This window comes from Nostoc sp. CmiVER01 (assembly GCF_034531135.2).
Lineage (GTDB): Bacteria > Cyanobacteriota > Cyanobacteriia > Cyanobacteriales > Nostocaceae > Nostoc.
Genome location: NZ_JAVRBU020000009.1, coordinates 297,780 through 309,738, shown reverse-complemented (window position 1 = coordinate 309,738; position 11,959 = coordinate 297,780). Strand labels below are relative to the sequence as shown.

Genomic DNA, 11,959 nt, shown 5'->3' with positions numbered 1-11,959 from the left:
TATTAACTTTTGGGTTTGAGTACGAATATTCAGTATGGTTCCCATAAAGACCGTTGTAAAGAATTCAGAACAAGTGACTCGGTTGTTTTCTCATCTCGAATTTGATGGAAAAAACTTCAATCATCAACCGGGTAGTGTATTGGGAAATACTGCATTGATTGCGGGAACCACCGTTGGGGCTGGGATTCTCGCTTTACCAGCCGTTACTCTGCCGTCTGGGATTGTGCCATCTACATCTGGGCTGATTGCTGTTTGGCTCTACGCTTTAGTTTCAGGGTTACTGGTTGCAGAAGCAACTTTAAACATAATACGAACAGAAGGGCATCCGAGTATAGGTTTTTTGGCAGTTGTTGAGAAGATCCTTGGTAAGGTGGGAGGACGACTTGCAGGTGGGGCATATTTATTCATGCACTATGCTCTCTTGGTAGCATACATCGCCCAAGGTGGAGAGATTTTAGGAGCTGCGACGGCAAAAATCTGGAGTGTGCAGATATTACCTACGTGGGTGGGCACAACGACTTTCACGCTCTTATTTGGTGGCATTATGTATCTTGGGCGAGAAAAGTTTATTGAGAAATTGAACAGCGCCTTTGTCGGAATTGTCATTGTTTCTTTTTTAGGACTATTGCTTTTGGCAGGAGGACACATTCAGAGTACGCAACTGTTATTTCAGAACTGGAGTGCCCTTGGTAGTGCAATTTCAGTGATGTCTGTGGCGCTATTTTTTCAAAACGTTGTGCCGTTAGTTGTGACGCAACTCGAAGGAGATGCTCGCAAAATTCGTCAGTCCATTTTTATTGGTTCTGTGATTCCTCTAATTATGTTCTTGGCGTGGAATGCCGTAATTTTAGGAAGCGTCAGTCCCGATATGCTACATGGCACATCTAACGGTAGAAGTATTTTTGACCCATTGCAAGTTCTCCGAGCAGGTGGTGCGGGGGAATGGTTAGGAGTGCTAGTATCCATTTTTTCAGAGTTTGCGATCGCTACATCATTCATTGGATTTGTGTACGGTTTGCTGGATTTGCTCAAAGATATTTTCCTAATTGCACAGGGCAAACTTTTTAGTCGCCTACCCCTCTATTCGCTAGCTCTTTTCCCTCCAATGACTCTCGGAACCCTCAATCCCAGCATCTTTTTTACTGCCCTAGATTACACTGGAACATTTAGTATTTCAATTCTAGGTGGCATTATTCCAGCATTAATGAGTTGGAAGCAACGTCAAGGACAAGAAAACTCAGATAGTATAAATCAACCACTCGTTCCTGGTGGTAAGGTAACACTCATTATCATGATTGGAGTGGCATTAGCCATGATAGGCAGGCAAATTTTGTTAATTTACACAAACTAAAACCATCAATGAAAATTCTGATGTAACATTACAAATATATTTTTGTAGTATATTTTGTGCCAACCACAATCTTATGAGTGATTCTCGCCTCGTCAAAATTAGTAAATATCTCAGCAAATATTTGCGACACACACCGGATGCAATTGGAATTAAACTTGCTCCCAGTGGTTGGGTTGCTGTTGATGAATTACTTACTGCTTGTGCTAAAAACAAGTTTACGATTACGCGTCAGGAATTAGAGGCAGTAGTTGAATCCAACGATAAACAACGCTTTTCTTTTGATTCTACAGGTACTCTGATTCGTGCAAACCAAGGACACAGTATAAAAGTCGATTTACAATTAGAACCTGTTGTTCCCCCAGATCAGCTTTATCATGGCACGGGGCGTAAATCTGTAGAGTCAATTCTGCAAATAGGACTTTGTAAAATGTCACGACATCATGTCCATTTATCAAAGGATATTATAACAGCACAAACTGTTGGTACAAGACATGGAAAACCAGTAGTTTTTGCAGTAGATAGTGCGGCAATGCATCAGGCAGGTTACATCTTCTATTGTTCTGCTAATGGTGTTTGGTTAGTGGATCGTGTGCCACCTGAGTATCTACAAAAAATTTGAATTTTAATAGTTGTTTATGATTGATTGTAAGATTGTATGCGTGATTAAGCAAAATCCAGTTTGATTTATTATTTGATTCCATAAAGGGAGCAGTAGAGCCATTTTGTTTGTGTAAAATACAATCATACTGCTAGGATTAAAATAGTTAAGTTTGGTGTCAAATGCTGAATAGAGAATTATTAGCTCAAGAAATCGAGTCTTTACCGCCAGAGTTAGTAACTGAAGCATTAGATTTTATTCGCTTCATTAAAGCTAGTCATCTACAAAGGCAGTCGAAACCGGAAGCAAACTTGGATACAGATACATTGAGGGGTTCAAAAGCCAAGGATTTGCTAGAATTTGCAGGTTCTTGGTCAGGAGATGATATTAGAGAATGCCTTCAACTTGTCCATGATACCCGTATGCCTCTACAACCATAAATATGTATTTGCTGGATACTAATCACTGTTCTTTCTTGATTGAAGGTGACTTAAAAGTTGTCAATAACTTTCGTGAAAGAAGTGAGGTGAGAATAGTTACTAGTGCTATAGTTGTAGGTGAACTAAGATTTATGGCGCAAAATTCTCAACAGAGAACAGCTAATCTTATGAAAATTGAGGCGTTTCTACAAAGGATTGATATCTATTCAATTGATAAGCAAACGGCTGAAATTTACGGGGATTTCAAATCAGAGATTATCAGGCGATTCGGCCCTAAAGAAAAGCGCAAACGTCAAACTATTAAATTAGTAGAAATTGGTATTAGTGAGAATGACTTATGGATAGCTTCTACAGCGTTACGTCATTCACTGATTGTTGTGTCTTGTGATAGTGATTTTGAACGGATGCGTCAGGTTAGGGAATTTTCGTTAGAAAATTGGGTCTAATTTCTCGAAAACACCTATAGGTGTAAGGTTATTCAAAGGCTTGGCGGAGGATAGTTTGCATGAGTTCTTCTGCAAGTTATTTTCGGCGTTTGATTTGTTCTTTCAGTTGGTCAATTCTTTTCATGAGATAATCGACCTTTTCAACGATCGCTTTTTGTTCTGCAAGCGAAGGAAAGGGAATAAAGCCAGATCGTAAGTCTATCATATTAACGTGTTTAGCTCCCATTCCCTTATGCTTTACGATCATTTGTCGGCTAAAGAATGGAGAAACAACAATTAATCTAAAAATTTTGATTGTATATACTTCCAAGCAAAAGCACCATTTCTTGCATCAATTATATACAGATACGCTTGAGGCTAATACCAACCTCATCATAAAATTAGTTGTCAAAGCTCAAAATGTGCCCTGAATAGCTCCGCCATCTACTTGCAGCATGACTCCATTCACAAATGATGCGGCTGGTGAACTCAGAAAGACAGCAACATTAGCAAACTCTTCTGGTGTCCCAATTCGACCTAAAGGAACTGTCGCACTGACTCTCTTTATTTCTGCTTCTTTTGTTTCACCACTTTTAGCAATCCGCGCGTTGATTAATTCTTCTACCCGTTCTGTATATGTCCAGCCTGGTAGAATGCTGTTGACGCGAATTTTATCGCTACCCAGTTCTTGGCTAAGAGTTTTAGTTAAACCAATCACTGCTAATCTAATGGAATTAGACAACACGAGATTTTGCACTGGTTGTTTAGTTGAGGTTGAGGTGATGGTGAGAATCGCTGGTGTTGTAGATTGGCGTAAGTGAGGTAAAGCGAATTTTACCAAGCGGACTGTACTGAGCAAAGTCAAATTGATAGAAGTTTCCCAAGTTGCCAAATCAATATCATCAAAAGTGCCTGCGGGTGGCCCTCCGGCATTGGTAACGAGGATATCTAACCCGCCGAATTTCTCTACTGTGGCATTTATTACCCGCTCAATATCTGCTTTACTGGTAACATCTGCACGCAGAGATAGCACTTCTGTGCCTGTTTCGCTTGCAATCTCCGCAGCAGTTTTGTCAATTAATTCACTGCGGGCGCAGATGGCAACTTTTGCACCCTCACGGGCAAATTGCTTCGCTGTAGCTTTGCCCAAACCTTTACTAGCAGCAGTCACTAAGGCGATTTTGCCACGGAGTTGCAAATCCATAATTTTGATTCTTTTTGTTTACAGCAATTTGAAGCCAAGGTGATTGAGAACTTCCCGCAAGCGATCGCGTCCTCTCAGTGATTCTACGGTTGCGATTCTTTGGGCTGAGTGTTCTGACCAATCGCCAGGGACATTCATCTTTTGTTCAGTATAGAATTCTTTAATGATCTGGTTGTAATGAGCGATCGCTTCTTCTTGATCTGCCAATTTATAAGTTTCGCGGTGCAGCACAGCTGATTGTGGCAATCGTGGCTTAATTGCTGCTTCTACTTCTGGATTCGGATAGCCTACACACAGCCCAAATACAGCATACACAGAGGAAGGCAAATTCAATATCTCTGCTACCTCTTGCGGGTGGTTGCGGATTCCACCGATATATACTGTTCCTAAACCGAGTGACTCGGCTGCTACTGTTGCGTTTTGCGCTGCCAAACTTGCATCAATTGTTGCCATCACAAACATTTCCAGGTATTCCAGCGCATCATGAGATATGCTGCGACTATCTGCAACGTAACTTAAACGCGCTAAGTCTGCTAACCAAACCAAAAATAAAGGAACCTGCTTAATATGTGCTTGATTCCCCGCTAACTTAGATAACTCCTCTTTGCGTTGTTGATCTTCAACTGCTACTACACTCCAAGTTTGCAAATTAGAAGAAGTAGATGCAGATTGGGCGGCTGTAATTAGCAACTCTAGAGTTCCCGGCGGTAAGGGATCGGATAGATAAGACCGGATTGAACGGTGAGATAGTAGTGCTGTTAGCGAATCATTCCATTCAATTTCGGGATTGAAAGGAATTTCACCGTAGCGCGATCGCAGTAATTCTGTAGGATTAGTCATAATCAATTTTAAGATTCACACTTCGGAAATTTTCAGTTGTTTTATAAGGATAGCTAACTGAAAACTCTTGAGGAACAGGCGCACAGCGCCGTATTCCGTACTTCTATCTTTGGGGGGTATCCATTACTCACATCTTTTTTGATATGGCTATTCTTGTTATCCTATTGTGGAGATGAGATTCCCGCCGATTTTCGTTGAAACACTACTGAAAGATTATTAGCTGGCATTTGGTAAGTTTGTTTCAAGGTGAGATTTTGTGCGCTAGCTGCTGCTACAACATCATCCAAGTTACGTATACCCCACTCTGGGTTTTGGGCGCGTAAAGAGTTGTCAAAAGCTGCATTACTCGGTGCTGTATGTTCTCCACCTTGTTTGAAGGGCCCATACAAATAGAGGATACCTCCTGCTTTCAGGATACGACCTGCTCCTGCCATTAGTCCCAGACAGGCTGACCAAGGTGAAATGTGAATCATATTGATGTTGACGATGGCGGTAATTGGCGAGGTATCTAGCCACTGGGTTACTGTTCTTTCTTCCACTGCCCAAACTGGTTCTCTAACATCAAGTTCAAGCGGTGGATAGATATTATTACATCCAAGGTGTTCAGTCCATGCAATAATGCTGGCTCTTCTTTGTGGATTTGTATCTGTTGGTAACCACATACAATCTCTGAGTCTGGATGCAAAAAAGACTGCGTGTTCACCAGTACCACTAGCGATTTCTAAGATCGTGCCAGTCTTAGGCAATACTTGTAAAAGTACTTCTAAAATTGGTTCACGATTGCGCTCGGTTGCTGGTGCGTATTCTCGTGCGTCTTGTAGTGTCATTCGTATCGTTTTTACATATCTGATTTCATCTTAGTAGTTATTGTCTAAAAACTCTAGGAAACAGAGATTAAAAATTACACAAAGCATTATTAATAACTCTAAGAAAATATGAGCGAATTAGAGCTAAACTGCTTAGAATTTACATTTGATAACAGTAATGTTTCTTGAGTCTCTCCAGAATAAAAATTCAAAAGGAGGCCATCTTTAGTATTGATTATATTTCCTTGAGAAAACATCTCATGTAACCAACTGTCAGCATTAATATCACCCCAACCCTTGAATTCAATCTTATCGGTACCAATTTTAAAATCTTGAATGACATCAAACTCACTTTTTAATAATTTATCGCTAACGTTGAAGAGATTATCAAGACCGAGATTGATACCAATACCAACTAGTAAATTTTGAACAGCACCAAGCTTACTTGCCAAGAAGCTTTCGCCAACATTGAAAACAAATTTGTCATGGCCGTCGCCACCAACTAAAACATCATTTCCAGTACCACCAATCAGAACGTCATTACCCGAACCACCATTTAGGCTATCATTGCCTTGTCCTCCATCTAGGGTATCATTTCCTTCGCCACCTTCGAGGATATCATCGCCTTCCCTTCCGTCCAGTTTGTCATCCCCTAAGCTGGCATAAATTTTATCTTTACTGTTAGTTCCTTTCAGATTATCTTTTCCAATCGTGCCATAAATAACATCTTTACCTAAATTGTTAATTAAAGTATCTCCGAAAAAATTAATATTATTGGCATTTATTTGTACTATTGTTATGTTGGTATTATGCTTAAAGGTTTTTTGATAACTACCAATGGCTTTTCCTGTAATGGAGTCCTTGCCATTATTGCCATCAATATCAGTAGTTTCTGGACGACTCTTGATAGTAACGTTACTACTTTTACTATATTCTAAATTAGCAATATACTCAGAGGAAATTAACTTACCTTGGATACCGAAATAATCTAATACTTTAGGTTTATCAGGATTTGTGGTATCTAATGCTAAGAAACTAATTTTTCCCTTAGACTGGTTATATTCAGTAGCAGAGTTTTCAATTTCTTTAGCTGTTAATGCTAAGTCTGCGGAGAAATTGAAAGATAATTTTTTATTAGCAGCAACTTTAAAACTAGCAATAACTTGCATGTCAGTCTTGGCACTTCCTGAGAAAGAACCATCTAATCCAATACCACTAATGTCACTAAAGAGTGAAGAAAAAGTCGGGTCATTGTTAAAAACAGCTGCGCCTTGAACTGTAGCAATAGCAATGCCACTGTCAACCAACGTCTTGATCTGAGTGGTAGTCAAAGTTCCTGAGGGCTTTTGACTATAATTTGAGAAAGAAGCAATCCCTGTAGCGTTAGCAAAGTTAGGGTTGGGATTAGGAATTGGATCTACAATTGGCTGTAAAAATAGTGTCTGTGGTCGCATAATATTTTCTGTTTATCCTGTTAAGTACTATGTCTACGAAGCTGTATGAGTGTATGCAATCCTACTTTATGGAATTTTGGGTGTAGCGATCGCACTATCTCATCATTCAGCAGTAATGGCGGTTCTCTAGGGCGATCGCATCTATATTAATCTTGACCACAAACAAGGTATTGCTAATATTTTCTATTAATGACGAGCCATACCTATTTAGTAGTCAGGTCAACGTTTGCTACAATCGCAATTAGCTCATTACCGCCAGGAAGTTCGGCGAAAATTAAAGTATCAAGCTTAGTTATCACAGAGGCTGTTTGAAGTTTATAATTTACAGTTGGACTAAGTTGCAACTGATCGATACCCTTCTCAAAGCCCAAAATAGTAGCAAAGTCCTTCTCGCCAGCAGATATATAATAAGAGCTTTTCGCATCCCCAAGCACAAATAAATCTTTCACGCCATCGCCAGAAATATTTGTGATGTCCCCCTTATTGTCAACCAAACCGCCACCAACTAAGACATCTCTCTCAAATGATGTTCCTCTACCAAGGGCGAATCCATTGAGGGTGTCACTACCAGCACCTCCTACAAGAAAATCCTCAAAGAATCCTTGGGGAGCATTTGGAGAGCCGCTACGACCTCCAATCAGGTTATCATTACCAGCGCCTCCAAATATTACGTCACTACCGTCAGCTCCATTGAGGGTGTCATTGCCAGCATTCCCAAAAAGCAAGTCATTACCAAGACCTCCATTCAGGCTATCGTTACCGCTACCCCCATTCAGGGTATCATCGGCGCTAGTTCCTTGTAAGGTTGCCATATTTTTATCTCACAAAGTTGTAGATTGTACTATTCTCTGTGTATCTGTGCTGCTTAAATATTGTTTAGATTTTTGGTTCAAGTAGGGCGATCGCATATATACTACTCTTGACCAAAAACAAGGTCTTGCTAATCTCGTATTCTATTGATGATTAGCCATACCTATCTAGTTAGGTCAACGTTTGCTACAATTGCAATTAGGTCAGCACCCCCAGGAAGTTGGGCAAAAATCAAAGTATCAAGCTTGTCTATCACAGAGGCTGTTTGAAGTTTATAAGTCACAGCTGGACTAAGTTGCAACTGATCGATACCCTTCTCAAAGCCCAAAATAGTAGCATAGTCTTTCTCGCCAGCATCTGTATAAAAAGCGCCTTTCGCATCCCCAAGCACAAATACATCTTTCACGCCATCGCCAGAAACATTTGTGACATTGCCGCTTGCGTCAACCGCACCGCCACCTACTAACACATCTCTTTCAAATAATTTTGCTGTCCCATCACCTTTTGATGTTCCTCCACTAACGCCAAATCCATTCAGAGTGTCACTACCAGCACCCCCTACGAGAAAGTCCTCAAAGAATCCTTCAGGAGCATCAGGAGAGCCGCTAGGGCCTCCAAGCAGAATATCATCACCAGCGCCCCCAAATATTACGTCACTACCCTGACCTCCATCGAGGGTGTCATTGCCAGCATCCCCAAACACAAGGTCATCCCCTGCACTTCCACTCAGTTCATCATTACCGCTACCCCCATTTAGGGTGTCATTGCCGAGACTTCCAAGAAGCGTATCATTGCCACTATCGCCATTTAGCAAATCATCACCAAGACTTCCACTCAGTTCATCATTACCGCTACCCCCATTTAGGGTATCGTCACCCAGGTTGCCAAACAATTTGTCATTCCCATCTCCCCCATTCAATAGGGAATTACCACTGATACCTGCAAATATTTTGTCATTACCGCCTCCCCCGGTCAAAGTATCGTTACCACCAAGACCAAAAATCGTGTAATTCTTAGTATTAGCATTTCCTCTTGGAACATTTAATCGATCGTTGTCGTTAGTTCCTTGTAAAATGCCACTCAGACCTCCTGATGTATTGTTATTAAGGCTTCCCCCTGTTAAGATATCGTTAGTACGATTAAAAAGATTCGCTATCTTATCATTATTAATGTTTCCTATATCGTTGCTGCCACTTGTTTGTATAGATACCATATTGTTTACCTCGCAAATTCTTAGTTGAAGTTGCCAATGTGTAGTGGATAATTATCGAATACCGTTTCACTTTAAGGTTGATACATTTAGGCAAGCAGGGGAGCAGAGAGGAAAGAATTTGTATCAGGATTTTAGTGAAATGGTAGAAGAGGATGTTTTAAAAGTATTTGGCTGTAATTTAGAGGCACTTTATCGATCTCCCTAACCCATGCCTACTGGTGTACGGTTCCACCGTTGTATTCTACAAATAAGCAAGCTACATGCAGGGTCTTTAAACATAAAAAGGAAGTAGCATGGAAAGCCCTGTTTCCATGATGGCTACCCTTTTAAAATGAGTAACCGGAATCAAAATCCTCTTAAAAAAGAGGAATTTAGGAGGATTTAAAAGGTTTTTATACTAATGATATAACTTTTAAAACATCCTTTTAGCTATTTTTGAGCGCTAGATTCATTGCTACAATTATTGTTTTATCCAAAAATATTTCGATTTGTAAAAACTGCCCTAAAGATAGGCTAATTGAGTCCCTCACAGGAAACTATCAAGCATCGAATTTAAGCCTGTAAATCCGAAGTTGTTTAACAGGTTATTAGTTGCTACTATCCCAATCCCATCATCTGAAGATGTGTTAAAATCAGTCCTTACATTAGAACGCCCTGAAGCAGAAGTTGTTGTACCAAGAAATAAACTACCATCAGCACCCCTGGTAAGTGTATCAGTGCCTAAGTTGCTGAGGAAAGTACCGTCATTTTGACCTACCGATAGCAAATCGCTTGTGTTACTTTTAGTGAAGGCATTGGTGGCTATCACAGTACTTCTATTCGATGTTCCTCCGGGTACGAAAACTTCTTCATTCGTATTAATTGTTAAACCTTTAGGGGAAGTATTCCTAACTTTAATATTACCACCGGCACCCCTCCTAGTGAGGTAGGATAGAGCTGTGACAAAAATACTGCTCATTAGATTTCCTCTTGATCTTGTTAGATATACAATATGCACTTGACCAAAAGAGGCAGGGAGCAGGGAATAAAATGGTATGATTTGTCAGCAATAGAGGGTTTTAGGGCAAATAAATTTATTTATGCTTAATGTTAGATACTTATTTCAAGATGCAGAGCATAATAAATAATGCGTCTAAGCTTTCAGCAGCCCTAAATTTATTTATATTTACTGAGTTTACAGTGAGCGCAGTCGAACTGCGTAGCCGAAGTATGGGGTTCTCCCCCAAGCTTTCTGCTCCCTGCCCTCTTTCCTGTTAATTTGACAGATAGTTATGATATTAAAGCTCAAGTGTGGCAGTTGTTAGATACTGAACTTTGAAGGCCCTAACCTACTTGACTTGACAATAGACTTCCTACATTAACAAAGAGGGCGTTGAATAAAGTGGGAAGTCTTGCAGCTTTCTAATTAACTGTGTTAACATTAAACCGAATTTAGAAAACTGCTGAAAACTATTTTTACTTATAGTTTTCAGCAATTTTTGAACATCCAAACAGTAGGTTGAGTAGAGTATAAGATAAATCAACAAAACAATTGCTATGGAGTGTTGGTTTTCATGCTCGCTCTAACCTGCTTTTATTTTTAGGCTTCAGCTTAACTAATCCAGTTGGATTAAGTTCCAGGATTACGAACGGTAGCAGCAATAGCGTTAACGAAAGTCTCAGAGCGATCGTCTTCGACTTGAACACCACCAATAACGCTGCTGAAGGTTCTGTTTCCGGTAGCATCAGCACTAGCAACTAATTCAGCAGTGTTGCCTTGGATACCAGCCAAGTTAGTGCTAACTGTCTTGGTGAAGCTTTCATTAACAACAGCTCTAACTGTCTTGTCTGCTGTATAGACGTTGGCAATGTTAGTACCACGACCACCAAGAATTTCTTCAGAGGTATTTTCCAAGTAGTTTAGGTCAGAAATAATCATTTGAGTTTCTCCTGAAAAGTTTAGTTTTTGGGCGGAATCTTTGGCGTTACAAAGTTGTCTTTGTTAGACAGATAATTACTATACGGTAGCAGCAATGGCGTTAACGAAAGTTTCAGAGCGATTGTCTTCAACTTGTACACCACCAATAACGCTGCTGAAGGTTCTGTTTCCGGTAGCATCAGCACTAGCAACTAATTCAGCAGTGTTGCCTTGGATACCAGCCAAGTTAGTGTTAACTGTCTTGGTAAAGCTTTCATTAACAACAGCTGTAACTCTCTTGTCGGCTGTGTAGACGTTGGCAATGTTAGTACCACGACCACCAAAAATTTCCTCTGAAGTATTTTCCAAGTAGTTTAGATCAGAAATAATCATTTGAGTTTCTCCTGAAAGTGTTAGTTTTTGGGCGGAATGTTTGGCGTTACAAAGTTGTTTTTGTTAGCCACATAATTACTATAATTTATTTATCAAAAAAGTCAATAGCTTTTTTATAAAAACCTATTTAAAAAACAATATTTTTATAGCTTAAAAACGCTTTTACATACATTGTTGAAATTTAAAAAAATCATACTAAAATTAGACAGCAATAAATCAAATTACTGTCTAGCAAGTTTTGTAGCGATTTAATTTAAGTTTTTAATCGCACTAATTTAGCGTTTTGCAAATGTATTTACAAAATAGATAAAGCGAAAAATATTAAATTTTTAAGAAACCAATACCAGCATTGCTAACATTTTCTAACACTAGAGATATCTACCTTAATTCAGAGAAAATAGTTAACTAAAAAACATTTGGAACCTAATAACCTATTTAGTTTGGTAAATAACATATCAACGTCAAATAAGCTTATCAGCATTCAAATTGCATTCTTTAGGGTGGGCCGGAAAGCCCGCTCTACAAAAT

14 protein-coding genes are annotated in these 11,959 nt (G+C 39.6%); 4 read left to right on the top strand and 10 right to left on the bottom strand.

Annotated features, from left to right (window positions below; translation table 11 throughout):
* The first annotated feature begins 34 nt into the window (after window positions 1-34).
* The 4 genes from RMZ43_RS17620 to RMZ43_RS17605 all read left to right on the top strand — a co-directional run bounded on the left by RMZ43_RS17620 (window position 35) and on the right by RMZ43_RS17605 (window position 2,835).
* On the top strand, window positions 35-1,351 hold the full coding sequence (locus RMZ43_RS17620) for an amino acid permease (RefSeq protein ID WP_322654452.1): 1,317 nt from the start codon (window positions 35-37) through the stop codon (window positions 1,349-1,351).
* A gap of 73 nt (window positions 1,352-1,424) precedes the next feature.
* Window positions 1,425-1,970, top strand: coding sequence for an RNA 2'-phosphotransferase (locus tag RMZ43_RS17615; RefSeq protein WP_322654453.1), 546 nt, complete (start codon window positions 1,425-1,427; stop codon window positions 1,968-1,970).
* A 161-nt stretch (window positions 1,971-2,131) separates the two neighbouring features.
* A complete protein-coding gene (locus tag RMZ43_RS17610) occupies window positions 2,132-2,389 on the top strand; it encodes a DUF2281 domain-containing protein (RefSeq protein WP_322654454.1) in 258 nt (85 codons plus the stop codon).
* 2 nt (window positions 2,390-2,391) lie between these two features.
* On the top strand, window positions 2,392-2,835 hold the full coding sequence (locus tag RMZ43_RS17605) for a type II toxin-antitoxin system VapC family toxin (RefSeq protein WP_322654455.1): 444 nt from the start codon (window positions 2,392-2,394) through the stop codon (window positions 2,833-2,835).
* 76 nt (window positions 2,836-2,911) lie between these two features.
* Here the strand turns inward: RMZ43_RS17605 and RMZ43_RS17600 are convergent, their stop codons facing one another.
* The 10 genes from RMZ43_RS17600 to RMZ43_RS17555 form a co-directional block, all read right to left on the bottom strand.
* Window positions 2,912-3,145 carry a restriction endonuclease subunit S gene (locus RMZ43_RS17600; protein WP_322647327.1) on the bottom strand — a complete coding sequence of 78 codons (234 nt, stop codon included), beginning with the start codon at window positions 3,143-3,145 and terminating at the stop codon, window positions 2,912-2,914.
* 84 nt (window positions 3,146-3,229) lie between these two features.
* A complete protein-coding gene (locus RMZ43_RS17595; protein ID WP_322654456.1) occupies window positions 3,230-4,018 on the bottom strand; it encodes an SDR family oxidoreductase in 789 nt (262 codons plus the stop codon).
* Between the two features lie 18 nt (window positions 4,019-4,036).
* Window positions 4,037-4,858, bottom strand: coding sequence for an NADPH-dependent oxidoreductase (locus tag RMZ43_RS17590; RefSeq protein WP_322647325.1), 822 nt, complete (start codon window positions 4,856-4,858; stop codon window positions 4,037-4,039).
* 161 nt (window positions 4,859-5,019) lie between these two features.
* Window positions 5,020-5,685, bottom strand: a complete 666-nt coding sequence (locus RMZ43_RS17585; RefSeq protein WP_322647324.1) for a DUF938 domain-containing protein — start codon at window positions 5,683-5,685, stop codon at window positions 5,020-5,022.
* A gap of 98 nt (window positions 5,686-5,783) precedes the next feature.
* Window positions 5,784-7,118 (bottom strand): calcium-binding protein, encoded by a 1,335-nt coding sequence (locus RMZ43_RS17580; protein WP_322654457.1) that lies wholly within the window; start codon window positions 7,116-7,118, stop codon window positions 5,784-5,786.
* A 203-nt stretch (window positions 7,119-7,321) separates the two neighbouring features.
* Window positions 7,322-7,930: a calcium-binding protein gene (locus tag RMZ43_RS17575; RefSeq protein WP_322654458.1), complete on the bottom strand. Its 609-nt coding sequence runs from the start codon at window positions 7,928-7,930 to the stop codon at window positions 7,322-7,324.
* Between the two features lie 161 nt (window positions 7,931-8,091).
* Window positions 8,092-9,141, bottom strand: coding sequence for a calcium-binding protein (locus RMZ43_RS17570; RefSeq protein ID WP_322654459.1), 1,050 nt, complete (start codon window positions 9,139-9,141; stop codon window positions 8,092-8,094).
* 526 nt (window positions 9,142-9,667) lie between these two features.
* On the bottom strand, window positions 9,668-10,099 hold the full coding sequence (locus tag RMZ43_RS17565; protein ID WP_322654460.1) for a hypothetical protein: 432 nt from the start codon (window positions 10,097-10,099) through the stop codon (window positions 9,668-9,670).
* Window positions 10,100-10,750: 651 nt separating this feature from the next.
* Complete coding sequence (locus tag RMZ43_RS17560) at window positions 10,751-11,059, bottom strand: hypothetical protein (protein ID WP_428850747.1); 309 nt, start codon at window positions 11,057-11,059, stop codon at window positions 10,751-10,753.
* Window positions 11,060-11,137: 78 nt separating this feature from the next.
* Complete coding sequence (locus RMZ43_RS17555; RefSeq protein ID WP_322656123.1) at window positions 11,138-11,431, bottom strand: hypothetical protein; 294 nt, start codon at window positions 11,429-11,431, stop codon at window positions 11,138-11,140.
* Window positions 11,432-11,959: the final 528 nt, after the last annotated feature.

Coding starts and splice junctions, on each gene's coding strand:
- RMZ43_RS17620 (WP_322654452.1), top strand. CDS start 35: ATGGTTCCCATAAAGACCGTTGTAAAGAATTCAGAACAAGTGACTCGG.
- RMZ43_RS17615 (WP_322654453.1), top strand. CDS start 1,425: ATGAGTGATTCTCGCCTCGTCAAAATTAGTAAATATCTCAGCAAATAT.
- RMZ43_RS17610 (WP_322654454.1), top strand. CDS start 2,132: ATGCTGAATAGAGAATTATTAGCTCAAGAAATCGAGTCTTTACCGCCA.
- RMZ43_RS17605 (WP_322654455.1), top strand. CDS start 2,392: ATGTATTTGCTGGATACTAATCACTGTTCTTTCTTGATTGAAGGTGAC.
- RMZ43_RS17595 (WP_322654456.1), bottom strand. CDS start 4,018: ATGGATTTGCAACTCCGTGGCAAAATCGCCTTAGTGACTGCTGCTAGT.
- RMZ43_RS17590 (WP_322647325.1), bottom strand. CDS start 4,858: ATGACTAATCCTACAGAATTACTGCGATCGCGCTACGGTGAAATTCCT.
- RMZ43_RS17585 (WP_322647324.1), bottom strand. CDS start 5,685: ATGACACTACAAGACGCACGAGAATACGCACCAGCAACCGAGCGCAAT.
- RMZ43_RS17580 (WP_322654457.1), bottom strand. CDS start 7,118: ATGCGACCACAGACACTATTTTTACAGCCAATTGTAGATCCAATTCCT.
- RMZ43_RS17575 (WP_322654458.1), bottom strand. CDS start 7,930: ATGGCAACCTTACAAGGAACTAGCGCCGATGATACCCTGAATGGGGGT.
- RMZ43_RS17570 (WP_322654459.1), bottom strand. CDS start 9,141: ATGGTATCTATACAAACAAGTGGCAGCAACGATATAGGAAACATTAAT.
- RMZ43_RS17565 (WP_322654460.1), bottom strand. CDS start 10,099: ATGAGCAGTATTTTTGTCACAGCTCTATCCTACCTCACTAGGAGGGGT.
- RMZ43_RS17560 (WP_428850747.1), bottom strand. CDS start 11,059: ATGATTATTTCTGACCTAAACTACTTGGAAAATACCTCTGAAGAAATT.
- RMZ43_RS17555 (WP_322656123.1), bottom strand. CDS start 11,431: ATGATTATTTCTGATCTAAACTACTTGGAAAATACTTCAGAGGAAATT.